This window comes from Candidatus Firestonebacteria bacterium RIFOXYD2_FULL_39_29 (assembly GCA_001778375.1).
Classification (GTDB): domain Bacteria; phylum Oederibacteriota; class D2-FULL-39-29; order D2-FULL-39-29; family D2-FULL-39-29; genus D2-FULL-39-29.
This window is the reverse complement of sequence record MFGV01000036.1, coordinates 18544-36193: the sequence shown is the minus strand read 5'-3', so window position 1 is coordinate 36193 and position 17650 is coordinate 18544. Positions and strand designations below refer to the sequence as shown.

At 41.2% G+C, this 17650-nt stretch carries 13 protein-coding genes and 1 pseudogene; 1 reads left to right on the top strand and 13 read right to left on the bottom strand.

Annotation, left to right across the window (positions count from 1 at the left end; genetic code table 11):
• Positions 1-6: 6 nt before the first annotated feature.
• The 3 genes from A2536_08605 to A2536_08595 all read right to left on the bottom strand — a co-directional run bounded on the left by A2536_08605 (position 7) and on the right by A2536_08595 (position 2229).
• The gene (locus A2536_08605; protein ID OGF46818.1) at positions 7-534 is read right to left on the bottom strand and encodes a hypothetical protein; all 528 of its coding nucleotides are present in this window, start codon (positions 532-534) and stop codon (positions 7-9) included.
• Positions 535-678: 144 nt separating this feature from the next.
• Entirely contained in the window at positions 679-1233 is a 555-nt protein-coding gene (locus tag A2536_08600) for a hypothetical protein (protein OGF46817.1), read from the bottom strand.
• Between the two features lie 189 nt (positions 1234-1422).
• The gene (locus A2536_08595) at positions 1423-2229 is read right to left on the bottom strand and encodes a hypothetical protein (GenBank protein OGF46816.1); all 807 of its coding nucleotides are present in this window, start codon (positions 2227-2229) and stop codon (positions 1423-1425) included.
• A 212-nt stretch (positions 2230-2441) separates the two neighbouring features.
• On the opposite strand from A2536_08595, the gene A2536_08590 reads away from it, so the two are divergent.
• Positions 2442-4787, top strand: a complete 2346-nt coding sequence (locus A2536_08590) for a glucosamine-6-phosphate deaminase (protein ID OGF46815.1) — start codon at positions 2442-2444, stop codon at positions 4785-4787.
• A 269-nt stretch (positions 4788-5056) separates the two neighbouring features.
• On the opposite strand, the gene A2536_08585 is transcribed toward A2536_08590, so the two are convergent.
• From A2536_08585 to A2536_08540, 10 genes and pseudogenes are all read right to left on the bottom strand, one after another.
• Positions 5057-6958 carry a hypothetical protein gene (locus tag A2536_08585; GenBank protein OGF46814.1) on the bottom strand — a complete coding sequence of 634 codons (1902 nt, stop codon included), beginning with the start codon at positions 6956-6958 and terminating at the stop codon, positions 5057-5059.
• Positions 6959-7283: 325 nt separating this feature from the next.
• The gene (locus A2536_08580) at positions 7284-9140 is read right to left on the bottom strand and encodes a primosomal protein N' (GenBank protein ID OGF46813.1); all 1857 of its coding nucleotides are present in this window, start codon (positions 9138-9140) and stop codon (positions 7284-7286) included.
• Entirely contained in the window at positions 9112-9771 is a 660-nt protein-coding gene (locus tag A2536_08575) for a uracil-DNA glycosylase (protein OGF46836.1), read from the bottom strand. The genes A2536_08580 and A2536_08575 overlap by 29 nt, the downstream gene beginning before the upstream one ends.
• 94 nt (positions 9772-9865) lie before the next feature.
• Positions 9866-10069, bottom strand: a complete 204-nt coding sequence (locus A2536_08570) for a hypothetical protein (protein ID OGF46812.1) — start codon at positions 10067-10069, stop codon at positions 9866-9868.
• A 185-nt stretch (positions 10070-10254) separates the two neighbouring features.
• The gene (locus tag A2536_08565) at positions 10255-10875 is read right to left on the bottom strand and encodes a guanylate kinase (GenBank protein OGF46811.1); all 621 of its coding nucleotides are present in this window, start codon (positions 10873-10875) and stop codon (positions 10255-10257) included.
• On the bottom strand, positions 10865-11728 hold the full coding sequence (locus tag A2536_08560) for a YicC family protein (protein ID OGF46810.1): 864 nt from the start codon (positions 11726-11728) through the stop codon (positions 10865-10867). The genes A2536_08565 and A2536_08560 overlap by 11 nt, the downstream gene beginning before the upstream one ends.
• 202 nt (positions 11729-11930) lie before the next feature.
• Positions 11931-12581, bottom strand: coding sequence for a hypothetical protein (locus A2536_08555; protein OGF46809.1), 651 nt, complete (start codon positions 12579-12581; stop codon positions 11931-11933).
• Positions 12582-12618: 37 nt separating this feature from the next.
• A complete protein-coding gene (locus A2536_08550; protein ID OGF46835.1) occupies positions 12619-14067 on the bottom strand; it encodes a hypothetical protein in 1449 nt (482 codons plus the stop codon).
• 20 nt (positions 14068-14087) lie between these two features.
• Positions 14088-15593 carry an oxidoreductase gene (locus tag A2536_08545; GenBank protein OGF46808.1) on the bottom strand — a complete coding sequence of 502 codons (1506 nt, stop codon included), beginning with the start codon at positions 15591-15593 and terminating at the stop codon, positions 14088-14090.
• Positions 15581-17647, bottom strand: a pseudogene (locus A2536_08540) (hypothetical protein). The gene A2536_08545 and the pseudogene A2536_08540 overlap by 13 nt, the downstream one beginning before the upstream one ends.
• Positions 17648-17650 lie beyond the last annotated feature (3 nt).

Here is a 17650-nt window from a genome sequence, read left to right as displayed (position 1 = left end):
TCCTGCTCATTTAAAATCCGGAGCTATGCCTGCAGAGGTTATCATGTTTTCAACATACTTCGGAAGCTTTGCTATATCGCAGGTGTTACTATTCCAGCGCAACCCCTTTCTAAATGAAAGATAAAATTCTTTACCCATTTTAGGTGCTGCTTTCTCTGCCTTGATTTTGTTTATCTCATCTTTTATCTGCTGAAATTTCTCCGGAGTAAGTTTTCCTTTTCTTACCGTCTTCTTCTCCCAATCAAAAAGATTTTTTACCAGAACATAATTCCCGAAGTTATCAAGCATGAATATCATCGCGATCCGGATCTCTCCTTTATAAAACCAGGCCATAGAAAGCATATGCCCCGATCTCAAATGATACTCATAATCCTCCTGATACTCTTTCAACTCCTTATACGACTTCCCCTTTCCCGTTACATAATCAAAAAACTTTTCTTCAATGGACTTTGATTTATTTTCTTTTTCAGCAGTCCCGAACTGAGCAGACATCATAAAACAAAGACATAATATAAACACAAGTTTCCGACCCATTATATACCTCCAAGAAAACAAATCAAATGACTAAGGACTATTTAAGGAAAGCGGAAGTTTTTCTCCGCAAACATTAAATAAGCACAGCTTGTTTTGATCTTGAATACTTGAACAAAATAGTCACTAGTCATTAGTACTTCGTACTTATCTTTTCCTGTATTCCTTCTCCAGTATTCCATAATTCAGCAAATCTCTCCACTTCCCTTTCTTGAAATACTTTTCTCTTTGTATTCCTTCAAGTATCATACCATATTTTTTAAGTATACGTTCCGACGCAGGGTTTTCAGGGAAGACATTTGCGGACATTTTATGAAATTTAAGGGTTTTAAACCCGAGTTCCAGCATCATACCCGCAGCTTCCGTCGCATAACCCTTGCCCCAGTGTCTCTTTCCGAGCACATAACCAAAATAGGCGTTTTTATTTGCGGTATCAATATCATGGATAGAACATCCGCCTATCGGCTCATCTTTTCCGCCTTTTAGTACAACAGCATAGTTATACTGCCGGCCTTTATTGAATTTAATATTGGCATCCATTATAAACTTTAACGCCCCCATCTTAGGATAAGGATGAGGCATATAAATTGTCCAACGGCTCACCGACTCAAGTCTGGCATATTCATAAACAGCAGGAGCATCGACGTGATTGAAACGACGAAGAATTAGACGTTTACCATTTATTTTTTCCGGGGCTTTCATTTTGCTCCATCCTTTATTTTACAGTCCGCCGTCCATTAAAGTCTAGAAATGTCCTTAAAGGTCTATAAAAGTAAATTCTTCAACGATTTTACTTTTACGGACTTTTCGACCGTTATCTCGCATGTCAACAAATGTTGACAACTAAATATATTTCCTATCGAGAAAAGTTTTGCTTATAGACGTTATAGACTAAATCTCTATATTCAGCAGTTTCTCCGCATTCCGATAATACAACTTTTCTTTCGTATCTGTATCCAGCCCTAAACTTTCTATCATGTCTATCACTTTTCTTGCTCTCATCCAGGGGAAGTCGGAACCAAAAATCATTCTTTCTGCACCGTGTTTTCTTATTATTTTATTCATCGTATCCTTGTCTATCTCAGCGGAATACGAAGTATCAAAATAAATATCCCTGCCGGCCAGGACCTCGAGTACTTCATCCCACATCTGATAGGAACCCGTGTGTGCGAGTATCATTTTAAGTCCGGTTACCTTGGAAACTTCCAACAGACGTTTTGGCGTAGCATGCACCAGATCGGGGTAAGCAAAATCAACTCCGGCGTGAAAAAGTGTAATTATATTGTTCTTCGCGCAAGCCTCGTAAATACTTTTCATAGAAGGGTCATCAGGATAGAACGTCTGATATTCGGGGTGAAGTTTGATACCCTTTATACCGTTTTCGGCAAGGAACTCGATCTCTTCCACCGGATTGCCTATCTCCATGTAAAGCGGGTGCATAGCTCCAAAGCCGATAATGTTCTTTGAAGTTTTGTTAAACTCTATCATTCTTTTATTAATACCTTTCACCTGCTCTTTTTTGGTCGCAACCGGGTCATTTACCGAAACTGTAACTCCGTCAAGTTTCATATACTCAAGCATTGAAGCTGCAGTCCCGTCTCCGGAAGCGCTGATCTTTGCCTTCTCGGCAAGCATCTTTACCGTAGATGGTCCGATATTGTCAGGAAAGAAGTGAGTGTGAACGTCTATTATTTTCATTTTTCAAGCTCCATATGTTAAATGTAGTCAAACAAATGTTAAGTGTTACTTGTTATATCCAGGAAATAATGTTATAATACCTTTCTGCTTTATCCGCCATTTGAGAGCAAATGGTGAGATAACAGGCTGTGTTATGACCATTATTTAGTACCATTATTATATTTTCTACAGCCTGTTAATTTTATCAAACATCTTAGAAAAAAGAAAGGCAAATAATGCGAAATTATGATAATAGTTCAAAAGTAGAAGCAACTGCCATCCAAAAAACAAAAAAGAAAGCTATTTACACTCCGACAGAAAAGCTTAAAGTAATAGAAGTTTCCGACTTTCCCTCTCTGGGCAAGCTTACAGCTCTTCGTTTTGTAGAGTGGATGATCAAAAATCCGGAAGGTGTTGTGTCACTTCCTACCGGCAAGACTCCGGAGCATTTCATCAAATGGACCAATCATTACCTCTCCAACTGGAGTAAAGCCGAAGTTAAAAAAGATCTCGAAAGCTGGGGCATAGATACATCCAAAAAACCGGATATTTCCTCTTTTACTTTCGTACAAATAGACGAATTTTACCCGCTAAATCCCTCTCAGGAAAATAGTTTTGCTTATTACATACACAAATTTTATTTTAAAGAATTCGGCCTCGATGCAAAAAAAGCCATTCTAATTGACACCTGGGTTAACGGCGCACCTGAGGGTAAAAATCTCGGCTCGGTCTTTGGAAATAACAAAGTTGACCTCTCCCTCCGATTCAGACAGCCGGTAACCGAAGCGGACAGGTTACAGTATAATGCCATTACCGCGGCTGATCAGTTCTCTATGGAATACGAAGAAAAAATATCCAAGGCCGGAGGTATCGGTTTCTTTCTCGGAGGTATAGGTCCGGACGGGCATATAGGGTTTAACATCAGAGGTTCGGACCACTTCTCTACGACCAGGCTTATTCCTATTAATTATGAAACAGCGGCGGCCGCGGCAACTGATCTGGGCGGCATTGAAATATCACGCCAGAAAGTAGTTATAACCATCGGACTTAAGACTATTACCACAAACCCAACCGCAACTGCAATTATCATTGCGGCAGGTGAATCCAAAGCAAAGGTCGTAAAAGATGCAGTGGAAAATACCCCTTCGGTCCTTTATCCGGCAACCGCCCTCCAAAATCTAAAAGGCGCGGCATTTTACATTACCCACGGCGCAGCAGCACGGCTCACAGAAAGACGGCTTGAAAATCTAAAAGCTTACGGGAATAATATACCCCTTGAAGCAAAAGAAAAGATCTTAATAGATGTAGCTTATAAGAATAAGAAACGGCTTATCGAACTGGAAACGGAGGATCTCGCGGCTGACAAACTCGGGAATCATCTTTTAAAACATGACAGGGATATTTTAGACACCGCTGCCAAAATTGCCTGCGATATTAAAGAAAAGATGCTAAAGGGTTCGGAAAACCTCTCCGATCAGGTGATACTGCATACCGCGCCTCATCATGACGATATAATGCTCGGCTATCTCCCTTACATCCTTCACTTGGTCAGAAATCCGAAGAACGAACATTATTTTGCGACTCTAACAAGCGGTTTTACTTCTGTTACCAGCTCCTATATCCTCTCCATCATGAATAATCTGGAGAAAAAGCTTATAAATAAAGAGTTTGGAGAACTTCTTTCGAAAGGCTATTTTGCAAAAGACAACCAGGCAAGCCGTAACAGGGATATTTATCAGTATCTGGACGGTGTCGCGGCCAACAAGAAAGAGATGCAGGTAGAAGGTGAAACAAGGCGTTTACTCCGGAATCTGATGGAACTCACAGAAAAAACAACTCCCGTGGAGATACTTAAAGAAATTAAGAAGCTAAACGACTATTTTTCAACAAGCTATCCCGGGAAAAAAGACAGTCCGCTCGTCCAGAAACTAAAAGGGACGGTGCGTGAGTGGGAAGAAGAACTTACCTGGGGTCATCTCGGGTTCAGTTGTGACCATATCTTCCATCTCCGTCTCGGTTTTTATACCGGGGATATTTTCACACAGAACCCCGAAGTCGAACGTGATGTTCAGCCGACGCTTGAACTCCTTAGAAAAACCAAACCCACGATAGTTACCGTTGCCTTTGACCCGGAAGCCAGCGGACCGGATACACATTACAAGATACTACAGACAATAGCGGAAGCCCTAAAGATATATCTTAACGAGGATAAAACAAGAAAAGTAACAGTCTGGGGTTACAGGAATGTCTGGTTCAGGTTCCACCCCTCGGAAGCCGACATTTTCGTACCGGTTTCAATGAATTCTCTCGCAATCATGCGTACCGCCTTTATCGATTGTTTCGGTTCGCAAAGATCCGCATCCTTCCCGAGCTACGAATACGACGGACCTTTCTCAGACTTGGCGCAGAAAATAATGGTGGAGCAGTATTCGGTAATAAAGACCTGTCTTGGCAGGGACTTCTTTTTATCGCACCCGGTCGCCAGAACACGCGCAACCAGAGGTATGGTCTTCTTAAAATCCATGACACCAAAGGAATTTTTCACCCACGCGCAGTCGTTGAAGAAGCTGACGGAATAACATAAAACAAATTCGAAGCTCTATCCTCCAAAAAGACCGGCGGACGACTAAATATTTGTTTTAATGGAAAGTCGAATTCGAAACTCGCGAAGTGAAACGGAGTCCGCCAACGCTTTGTGGCGGAAAGTAAAAGCGTTGTAACGATATTAATATAGTTCTAATAATGTTTGACCTATCCCTAATAGATCATTGTTCTATCTGTGCCATCTGCCTTCCTTAACATAAATATATTTCGGCATCCGCCGCGGCGGAAGACCTGATTTTCCGGGTCATTTTTTCTTGGTGCCAAAGAAAAGCTCGCTTGCGGATACCGTTATAAAAAGTATTTTCTCGTCAATTTTGAGACCTTCGAGATTCCTTGACGGACGCTGCCTTGCGGTATAATTTATATCAAGATTAAGTTTTACCAGAAACTCAAACGGGAGAGTAAAGCCAATCGTATAGCCTCCGCCTGTTGATTTCACTCCCAGAAGGTACATATACGTAAGCTCATACCCCGCCCTAAGCGAAAAAGTGTTAAAGAACCACTGTTCGGCCGCCGGCGTAAGATTACCGATGTAATAGTTGACATCACTGTACAGATAATTATTCTGCTTTAATACCAGGAACGTCTGCCTGTCATTCAAAGAGAAGCTGAGCGTGTTCTCCAAAACGGCAGGAACATTGTAAGCGGTAAAATCATCCAGAGAAAATGAATACTTATACAGTTTTTCGTTCGTAGCGGCATAGTAAGAATCAAAGAGCACGGAAGCCGTATCATCCATCAGCACCAATCCTGCTTGCCAGGCAAGAGCCGTAGACGCTCTCTTGCTGTACTCGGAGCTATTCTCATCCAAAGGAGGTAATGACAGTTTATTGAGCAGGTAAAAACTCCTTGTTTGATTGTACATACTTGTTCCGAGCCCAAGTGAGAAATTTTTATTAACTTTAACTCCTGCCGTAACGATAACTCCGGAGTCCGTGATATTGTTGTTTGCAACAACAGTGTAATATGGCTTTCCCCCGCTTTGAGCGGAACCGATACTATTATATTGTCCATTTATGGCATCTTTAATGGCAAAGGAGAAGTATTCAAAACCCACACCAAAACCCGAAAGTACAGGGAAGTAGTAAGCGTTTAAGCCCTTTGTTGCGCTTTCAGCAACTCCCTGCTCTGCTCCGGGTGTGGCAATTAAAAGTGTCGGATCATTTACCGGGGTTATCCCGCTGCTTGAAGAAAAGAAAGTATCTGAATCCAGGAAACTCAAAAATGCCGGATTCTGATAGGAAACATAAAGCTCAGGCATAACTTTAAATTTAGTCGTATTTTTAAAAAGCTTGTTTATATAGAATTTAACAGCGTCATTGGTCGGGTCAAGTTTTTTTGCTTCCGCCAGGTCCTTCTTCGCCGAGACATAATCTTTTTTATCATAGGAATTAACGGCCTGAGAGAAATTAACTGCGACTTCAACCGATTTTGACTGTGCTCTGGCAATCTTTAGCTCAGTATCAGCCGGGACAACTGCCGAGAAATTAACGAGAACTGCTTTTGCAATAAAAGCCGAGATGTAGTCATATTTTCCCGGATCTTCCTCGAGTTTGCCGTCGAATAACACCAAACCCGTCTCGGTATCTACCACGCGGTAAGTTATAAAGATCCTTCCAACAATATCAATTATTTTTCCGGTGACCAGGTAGTTAGCCGCCAGCATCTTTCCTATCTTGATGCTATCCTTCTCGTCAACCAGTCCGGTAAGCGTGAATTTCTGCTCTTCAATTATTTCACGTCTCTTTTCTCTTTCCACAAGTGCAATATCCTTCGACTTTGACAGTTCAACACTTATAAACTCGGCAAAACCCTTACCGAAGTAGGCGTACATGGGATTATTTGACTGTAATTCAAAGTCCATAATCGAGATCTTTACCGGTTTGCTATACACTTTCGGAACATCTTTAACTTCTTCTTTTATTCCGAGAGTTTCTTTAACCACCTCTTTAACAAGTTCCTTTAAAAAAGTGACGTCCCCGAAGATGTCCGTCTTAACCGTATACTGCATACCTGTCTCTGAGACCAGCTTACCGTTTATCAGCGTCCCATCTTTAAAAACATACTTTTCAGCGAAGACGTTCAAGGGAAGTAAGGAAAGCAAAAAAAGAAGGGGAAGTAAACGAAGAAAGAGATGTTTTTTCATTTTTATTCCTTTTAGAGCTCATTTAATAAGATTATTATAGGTCAAATACTAATTACTTGCAAGACGAATCTAAACTCAATAATTAAGATCTAAATTCTAATCACTAATACAGACTGTGTCGCAATTCAATTTTTAGCTTCACGGCCACAATATATAGGCTTGATAAATCGAGCAACTACAATCTGTTGTGTAGTAAAATATATTTTTCTAATTGCGACACAGTCTGAATAACTAATTCTCAAGCACTAAACAAAATCAATGTGCTTATTATTAATAAACTTCCTATTTAGTGCTTAGTGCTTTATTCTTAGTTATTACTCTATTTTTACTTTATTGTAACATCCAAGCATTTTCTTACATTTGTATATTTTTTCTCAAGAAGAGCAATAGCATAAGATACCGCTTCGCTGACTCCGGTTTTACCCTTGACCAGTATCTGCACGGCTTTGCCTTTTTTTGACGGGAGGCAGGCAGGGATAGGACCTAAAACTTCAACATTCTTATCCCCTTTTCTTGCCAGGCAATCCATAAATTCTACTGCTCTCACTCCTGCTTCTTCTTCGGTTTTCCCTGAAATCAGGATCTCGCCCAGCCGGTAAAACGGCGGATATTTCAGCACTTCCCGCATTTTAAGCTCTTCGTTCTTAAACTTTTCTACTTCCTTTTTAATGAGTGCTTCCATTATCCTGTTTTCTTTTTTCATCACCTGGACAAACACCTTTACGCCCGGATTTGAAGCATCCAAAATAGAAAGTACGAGTTCCAGAGCTTTTTCCGTGGAATCAAACGAAGGAAGATTTGTTACATAATCAAAACCAAGAAGCCCCACGACTCCCTTTTTCATCTCTCTCACATAAGGCATCGCCAACTGAGTCCCGACGATGATTTCAGTTTTCCCATCAACAAATCTTTTTAAAGCGGCCTTCTTTTCCGACCCCTTGGTTAAAAGTTCAGAATCTATCCTCTCCATCGGGACATATTTCAGAGTCTTCTTTATCTCCTGGGCAGCTTTTTCAACACCAAGCCCCGCGGCATAAAGCAAAATTCCTTTGCAAGACGAACAGCTGTCAGGTATCTTACTTTTTTTACCGCAGTAACGGCACCGGATGGTATTATCCTCTTTATGAATAGTCACACCGACACCGCATTTTTCACATTTAACCGTTTCCCCGCAATCATTACAACGGAGTGAAGTGGAAAAACCCTTGCGGGTTGCGAGTAAAACACCACGGCCCCCGTTTTTCAAAGCTTCTTTGAAAGCATTATCCAGCTTGAAAGATATCACTTTATTTTTATCATAGAAATCAACCAGTTCAAGACAGGCATAGTCTTGTGACTTTCTCAGAACAACAGGATACTTATTCACCGCGTTCAGAGAAAGAGAGTATGACCCCAGAAGTACTTTTAACCCTTCAAGTTCACCCCTCTTAAGTACCGCAGAAACCGTTGAAAACCTCGGAGTTTCATCACTTTCATACGCGGAAGAGTTCTCCTCCTCCACAATGATAGTCGAAAGCCCGTTTATAGGAAGAAATGCCGCCTGCCTGGTTGCAACAATAACCTTCGGAAAAGGATAAAGCATCCCTTTGAGCGCTTCAAAAGCTGCGCCATGACTGAGCCGCGAACTAAAACGGATAACAGGTGACTTACACCGCTCTTCAATTTGTGCCGCAAAGGTCTCTATGTGTGCAACTTCCGGAACAAGAAGGAGTACAGTCTCTTTCTCCTGTAAAATATTTTCTATTTCTTTCAGATAGTAATCAACCCGGTCAGAAAGGGGAGCTTCAATCCCGCTTACTTCATTTTTCCCGTTCCTGATTATAAGTCCGCATTCCGGCTGCCACTCTTTTTTTCTCGTCGGGAAATATTTCAATTTTCCCGGATACATGGCATGCAGGGTAAGTCCTAACGAAGCGCAATACTCTTTTGAGATCCAATTTGCGAGCGAGAAAAGAGGCTGTGCAATTACAGGAAACGGATCATAAAGCCCGATTATTTCTTTTAACCCTTTAATTGTACTTTCTTTAGGGAAAGACACCACAAAACCCGTTGTTTTACGGAAACCAAGGGGTATTATTACTCTTTGAAATAAGTTAAGCTTAGAGGCAAGGTATTCCGGTACTATATAGTGAAAAGTTTTCCCCGAAGGGGCATTAATTGCTACTTCCGCATAGACGGTCATATTCTTTCCTTAGGAATTTTACATCTTTCCATACATCCACCTTATAAGCAGGATTCCTAAGACAGGCCGACGGATGAAAAGTCGCCACCACCTCTATTCCATTCCAGTCGAGCGCCCTGCCGCGAAGCTTTGTAATTCCTTCTTTAGTGTTTAACAAAGTCTGAGTTGACGGATTTCCAAGAGTACAGATGAGTTTTGGTTTTAATATCTCTATTTGCCTGTAAAGATACGGAATACAAAGTTTTATTTCTTCCGGTTCCGGCGCCCGGTTATTAGGCGGACGGCATTTTAAGATATTTAAAATAAATATTTCTTCCCTTTTAAACCCGATTGCCTCTATTATTTTGGTAAGAAGCTGCCCTGACCGCCCGACAAAAGGCCTTCCTTGTTCATCCTCATCCGCGCCGGGAGCTTCCCCGATAAAAATAAGCTTTGCTTCAGGACTGCCTTCTCCGAAAACAAAATTAGTACGGGTCTTACAAAGAGAACATTTTTTGCAGTTTTTTATCTCTTCGAAATAAGCTTTTAGAACTTTTGCATTGGCTTTACCTTGTTTGGTAATAACAACGGGGCAGACAGGCTCTATCCTGCTTTTGGTTTTATTTTTATTCACAATTACCGTTTCCTTCATACTTGCCTTTAAATCTTCCTTAAAGTAAACAAACCCGTCTTCCAGGGATTGCTTTGCTTCATTCTGAAGCGCTTTGACTACTTCAGAGATACTATTACTTGGATTTCTTTTTTGATTCAACATACTTCACTTTATGATTCAAAACTTCCTCAAGCGCTTGTGTGGCAACTCTGGCATAGGACTTCTTATCATCATTTTCCCTTTCATTTATCACTCTTGCCCGTAGTGCTGCAACAACAGAAACCCTGAATTTATTCGTTTCCTTATCAAGTAACTTTTCCAGATAAAATGTACTCATTCTTCCTCCTAAAAACAGTTTGTAAAGTTTGTAAGGTTTTTAAAGTTCATAAAGTCTTACATTAATGTGGTATTACTATATTAATAACTCCAAAATGCGAACCTAGTACCCAGTACCAGTTTTTATATTTTGAAAGCGTTATTATACCAGATAAACCCTGTCTGTACTACATTTTTTTACCCAAATTATTTTTTGCCAATACAATGTCTTTCTGCCAGGATTATGCTTTCAATTGTCTTTACCGTTTCATTTAAGCTGTCATTAACCACTAAATAATCATACTTTTTAAGATATTCCAACTCTTTTACGGTAGTATTAAGCCGCACTTTGATCTGCGCCGCAGTTTCTGTACCTCTTTTTTCCAGACGTTTTTTCATTACTTCCAGCGACGGCGGAAGAAGGAATATCAGGACTGAATTTTTGAATTTTTTCCTTATTGTGGCTCCTCCTTTTACATCTATCGTCAAAATTATCGCTTTATTTTTTGCCACCTGTTCTTCAATATATTTTTTCGGCGTACCATAATAACTCTCATGGACCTGTTCCCATTCCAAAAAGTAATCCTGCTTGATAAGTTCCGGAAATTTCCTGCCTACAAAAAAATAATCCAGACCTTCCTGCTCTCCTTTTCTGGGCAACCTGGAGGTGGCAGAAATAGAATTAACAATTAAACCTTTGCCTCTCTTTACCAGCTCCTTACAAACTGTAGTCTTCCCGACTGCCGTAGGCGAGGAAATTACAACCAGTAAACCCTGCGGCTTCACGGCTCGCTTAACAACTGAATTAAAAGTTTTGCTATTCAACATTTTGGACCTGCTCCCTGATCTTTTCCAGTTCTTCTTTAAAAGCAACCACCATATGCGAAACTGCGCTGTTACTGCATTTACTTCCAATCGTATTTACCTCTCTCAGAAATTCCTGAACAAGGAAATCCAATTTACGACCTTTGGTACCCTTTGAATTTATTATGTGGTAGAATTCATTAATATGGCTCCTAAGTCTCGTGATTTCCTCGGAAATATCACTTTTCTCAACCATGAGGGAAACCTCGGTGTAAACCCTGCCGGCGTCCATTTTAACATCCTTGTAATTGCTTTTTACTTTATCTTCTATGCGCTTTTTATTGTCACCCTTCGATTTATGGTTAGTTTTCTCAATACCCTCTAAGAGTTTTTTCAAGGTATTAATTCTGGCAACAAAATCTTTCTTAATTCTTCCCCCTTCACGCTCTCTCGCTTTCACAAACATTGAGAGGGCCTTCTCAAGGGCTTCTTTAATCTGATCCCAGCCTACCTGTTTTTCTTCGTAAACTCTAAATATGTCAGGAAGCTTGATTACATCGGCCAGTGTAATATCCCCTTTAATATGAAGATTTTTTTTCAAATCATTTACAGATCTTATATATTCTTTTGCCAGATGATGATTAATGGCAACTCTTTGATTTTTATAGCCCTCAAGGATAAATATCGCAAGATCAATCCTTCCCCTGTCAATTTCTTTTCTTAATATTTCTTTCATTCTCTCCTGAAACTGTATAAGCTGGGAAGCCATCCTATAATTAACATCAAAATACTTGTGATTTACCGAGCTTATCTCCACGGCGTATTTAATATTCCCGGACTCGTTCTTCCCCCTGCCAAATCCCGTCATGCTTTTCATAGTGCCGCTCCTGTGAGCTCCAGTTTATAAGGTTCATAAAGTTTTTAAAGTTTGTAAGCAAAGCTTTTCTCGATATGTATAATATATACTTGTCAGCATCCGTTGACAAACCGAGATAAAGTCTTTTTTAACGGTGTCATTATTCAATTTCACAACTCATTAATTAGCACTCGTAACTCGCGACCCGTCACCCGCAACTTTTTTACTTCGTAATTGATAGCACCAACGCCAGCACTGCCACTCCTGAAGTAACAATCCCCAGGTATTCCCATGCCATAATACCTTCTGCCGGCTTGCCGCTTTCCTTTACTTTAATTTCACTTACACTTTTCTTCAATTCTATTGTGTCAGTAATATTAGAGTTAAAATTTGTTCTCATGATCGATAAGGCATCCTTAAGAGCCCTGGCTTCATCAGACCCCACCTTAATATCATCTTTGGCAATATCAAGTTTTACTCTAAAAGATTCTGTCTGTGTTTTCAACCCGGTTAAAATGAGTTTATCCGCTTCAGCCTTTTTATTTGTCTCGGCCAGCGCTTCATTAACCACATCAAGCGTTACCTTTAGATTCTCCAGGTTTTTTTCCGCAATTGTCAGTTTATCACCGTTAACCTTCAGTCCGGCCTCAAAAGCCTTAAAAGTTTTCAGTATTTCGGAGTTTGCTTTGACAAGAGCTTCATACTTTGCATTCAATTCTTTATAAGAATTTTCTATTTTTTCGTGCGCAACTTTTATTTGTTCTATTTCCTGGCCCTGTTTATCCAGTTCCGGTTTTAAATTTGGCAACACAGGTACGGAAGTTATCATAGAAGTCGTGGTAGCCGGTGTACCGGAAGTACTTTCCGCTGCCAATAAGTGCCCTAGAAAAAGTATGCACGCAAATAGTGTCCTAAAAAGCATGAAAAGAGCCTATAAGCAGTTTGACCGTCCGGGTCGCAAGGAGTAAAAATTGCTCCGGAAGGATACAAATACACAGTATCATAAATAAAGAGCTGTAAATGATAATATTTAACGGCCTTGACAATTTCAAAGGTTCAGTAATTTTTATTTCCTTCGCAAAGTACATATAATAGGCGATGCGGGCGTAGAAATAAAGAGCAATAACACTGTTAAGCACGCCTATTACAGCCAGCCACACATAATGCGCTTCAATGGCCGCACCCAAAACCATCAATTTTCCAAAAAATCCCGCCGTAGGCGGAACTCCCGCAAGTGAAAGGAGGAAAACAAAAAATACGAATGAAAGACCCGGGCTTACAACCGAAAGTCCGGCGTAATCTCTTATATCATCGCTGCCGGTTTTGTTATAGATAGCTATCGCAAAAGCGAAAGCACCCATATTTGTAAAGAGATACGCGAGAGTATAAATAAGCACAGACTCCACGCCGAGTAAACCATAAGCCACAAAACCCATCATAATATAACCGACATGGGCGATACCGGAGTAAGCCAGCAAGCGCTTTACATTGTTTTGTGTAATAGCAACAAGATTTCCGACCGTCATTGTAATCGCGGCAAGTACGGCAAGTATCAGATTAACATTGGCATTTTCCGGAAGGATAGCCAAAAAGGTACGAACCAGTACTGCAACTCCCGCACTCTTTGAAGCTACAGAAAGAAAAGCAGTAACCGGAGTAGGTGCTCCTTCATATGCGTCCGGCGCCCACATATGAAACGGCACCAGAGCTATTTTAAAGCCAAACCCTACAAGCATTATTATTAGACCAATAATAAATAACGGACTGACACCGTTTGCTATAATATATTTTTGAATAGAAAGAAATGAACTGGCTCCTGTAATTCCGACTATAAAGGAAGCACCGTAAACAAAGACTGCGGAAGAGAAAGCGCCAAGAAGAAAATACTTTACCGCTCCCTCCCCGCTTTTCATATCCTTTCTAAGGAACCCTACAAGCACAAAAAAAGTTATACTTACAAATTCTACACTTAAAAAGAGCATTAAAAGATCGGAAGCTCCCGACATCAGCATCATCCCGAGGGTTACAAGAACCACCAAAGAGGTGTACTCCCCTATTTTATTATCTTCCAGCGGCTTGTAATCCCTGCTCATCATGAGCATAAATATTGCAGAGACGAGAATTATTATTTTAAAGAAACCTGCAAAGGAATCAACTATTATAGCATTATAAAAATAATAAGCGCCCTGCTGGCGGAGATTTCCCAGTGTCAATATAAGAGCAAAAACAAATCCAAAAGCTGCAATATCAAGAATAAGCCTCTTTGATTTAACCGGAAGAAGAATATCTGCCGCAATAACAAGGAACGCCAGGCATAAGACAAATACTTCAGGGGTAAGAGCAAGTAGACCCTGAAGCATCTCAACAGGTATCACTCCCGTCATATTTTTACCCCGAGCAGCGCAACAAGGGAGTTAACGCTTTCAACAGATATACCAGAAGCTATTAAAGGCATTACACCAAGAAGGAGCATAAGAACAATCAAAGGCACAATTGCAATATATTCTCTTACCGTCATATCAGGAAGGTCTTTCCATTTCGGGTTAAGCGGGCCCATAAACACCTTTTGTATCATTATCAAAAAGTAGGCTGCCGTAATAACAAGTCCGGCAACAGAAAGCCCGGTGAATATTTTAAAAACCACGGGATTTACGGTAGAACTAAATGCGCCTGAGAAACACATAAATTCAGAGACAAAACCGGCGAGTCCCGGAAGACCCAGTGAACCAAGGCAGGTCAGAATCATAATACCTGCATAAACAGGCATTTTAGTCATAAGTCCGCCAAAGCCCTCGATATCACGGGTGTGCGCGCGATCATAGATAACACCGACTAAAAAGAAGAGCGCCCCGGTTATAATTCCGTGAGTCACCATTTGAAGTATTGCTCCGTTTAAACCTACGGTCGATAAGGCCGCCATACCGAGAAGACAATAACCCATGTGATTTACAGAGGAGTACGCAATCATCTTTTTTAGATCTTTTTGCGCCATGGCGACAAACGCACCGTAAACTATATTTATAAAAGCCAGTATTAAAAGCGGAATAGCAAAGTATTTAGTCGCTTCAGGAAGAATTGTATAGCTGATACGGAGCAGTCCATAGGTACCCATCTTAAGGAGTACACCCGCAAGTATTACAGAAACTGCGGTAGGAGCTTCCACATGAGCATCCGGCAACCAGGTGTGGAACGGAAAAATCGGGACTTTGATAGCAAAACCAAGAAAAAGAGCAGCATAAACAATATACTGCTGAAAACCCGGGGTAAGACCGTGAATCTTTGATAATTCAATAATGTCAAAAGTATGTGTAGGATTTGCAGCAGTAATAGGACTCGAAAGATAAAGAGCCAGTATACCAAGGAGCATTACTACGGAACCAAACAACGTATACAGGAAAAACTTGATAGCGGCGTACTCTTTTCTCGGTCCGCCCCAGATCCCTATCAAGAAATACATCGGTACCAAAGTGATCTCCCAGAATATATAGAAAAGGAAGAAGTCTAATGCCACAAAAACGCCGATCATTCCTGTTTCAAGAAGAAGGAAAAAGAAGAAATACTCTTTCACTCTCTCTTTTATATTGAAAGAATATACCGCAGCAAGAAACGACAGAAAAGGAGTAAGGACTAACATCGCCATCGACAAGCCGTCCAGCCCCATAAAGTAAGAGATGCCAAAAGAAGGTATCCAGGCTGCTCTTTCAACAAACTGAAGGTCTGCAGTCCCTCTATTAAATGTAAAGAACACATAGAAACCGAGCACCATGGTAAGGAACGTGACAACAGCTGAGACCCAGCGCACTAGGTTATCCTTCCCCTTCGGCGCAAAGAGTATTACTATAGCGCCCACAAGCGGTAAGAATGTAATTAATGTTAAAATCGGCATACAACCTCCATTAAAAAGATTCCACAGATTTCAAAGCTACTGGATTCCACTGATACAAACCCAAACAGCTCTAATAATTCTTTATTTTTTACAATTAAAGCAAATTACTTGAATATTATCCGGAGCAAGACGATAACGAAGAGTCCGGATACTGCAATAAGAATATAATTTTGTATAAATCCTGTCTGTAACTGTTTTAGTATCTCTCCGCCTTTATTCGCGATCCAACCGGTACCATTTACGGCACCATCCACTATTACTTTATCAAAGAGATTTTGCAGTTTGCTCATAAGTACCGTCATAAAGCCGGAGCCGTTAACCGCGCCGTCCACAACCTTCTGGTCAAACTTAAAAAGGAAGTTACCTAATCCTTTCACGGGTTTTATAAATATTATTTCATACAGTTCGTCTATATAATATTTATTACTAAGAAGTTTATGTATTGAAGCCAGTTTTTCAGCCAGATATTCCGGGGATATTTTTTTAAGGTAGTACATAAAGAAAGCAAGAGTGATACCGAGCACGGCAACGGTTATAGACATGTTCCTGACAAAATGAGAACCCGCTTCCGCTCCGCCTTCCCCCGCTCCCTCGACACCAAAATACACCAGATGTTCAAAAGAATGTCCCATAACAAAAAGCCCGCCGGCAACGATAGAAAGCACTGCCAGCACAATTAAAGGCACCGTCATAGTTTTGGGAGACTCATGCGCATGGATCTCTGTACGCGATGTTCCGGTAAAGGTCATGAAGAATAATCTAAACATATAAAATGCAGTCATAAAAGCGGTAATCGTACCCACCCAATAAATGACCATATTTCCACTGTTGAACGCGGCAGAAAGAACCTCTTCTTTGGAATAATAGCCGGAGAAACCCGGAATACCGGATATAGACAGACAGGCGATCAGGAAAGTCACCATAGTGATCTTCATCTTCTTCCCGAGGCCGCCCATCTCCCTTATATCCTGTGTTCCTGAGCCGTGAATTACGGAACCGGCACCGAGGAATAAAAGGGCTTTAAAGAAAGCGTGCGTCGTGAGGTGGAACATTCCCGCGGTATAACCGCCGACGCCCAGTGCCATTATCATATACCCGAGCTGGCTCACGGTGGAGAAAGCAAGTACTCTTTTAATATCATAAGCTACAAGCGCCATAGAAGCGGCAAAGATCGCGGTGAAAGCACCGGTATAACCAACAACGGCCATGGCTAAAGGCGCGCATTTGTAAATAAAGAAAGTCCGGGCCACCAGATAAACACCTGCGGCAACCATTGTAGCAGCGTGAATCAAAGCGGAAACAGGTGTCGGACCTTCCATCGCATCAGGCAGCCAGACGTGTAAAGGAAACTGCGCCGATTTCCCGACCGCACCACAGAAGATCAAGATCCCAATCAGGTTAAGCATGCCGACAGTCACACTGCCGGAAGCTAAATTCGCGATTACAAGTTCTCCCAGCTCTTTAAAATTAAACGTGCCGAAAACTGTAAACAAAAGTAAAAGACCCGCGAAGAAACCCAGGTCACCGACTTTAGTCGTTATAAAAGCTTTTTTACCCGCATCTGAAGCGCTCTTTTTTTCATACCAGAAACCGATTAGGAGGTAAGAAAAGAGCCCTACAAGTTCCCAGCTGATGAACAAAAGCAGGAAATTGTTCGCAAGCACCAGACCGAGCATCGCGACGGTGAACATGGAAAGGTATGCATAAAACCTGGAGTACCTCGGATCCCCGTTCATGTAGCCGATGGAGTAGAGTTTAACCAGCAAGCTTACAGTCGTCACGACCACAAGCATTACAGCGGTTAAACCGTCCAGCATTATGCCGAGTTTGACACCCGAACTGCCGAAATTAAGCCAGTCAAAGGTGTATTCGACTATTTTCTCACCACCCGCCAGCATGCCAAAGAAGAGATACAAAGATATAACAAAAGATACCGAAATTGCCGCCAGGGAAACATAAGCCGCATTAGTTCCGACCCTTTTGCCGAAGAAAATGTTAACGACAAACGCCAGAAGCGGCAAAAGTGGGATAAGTATCAATAAAAGAAGCGTCATTTT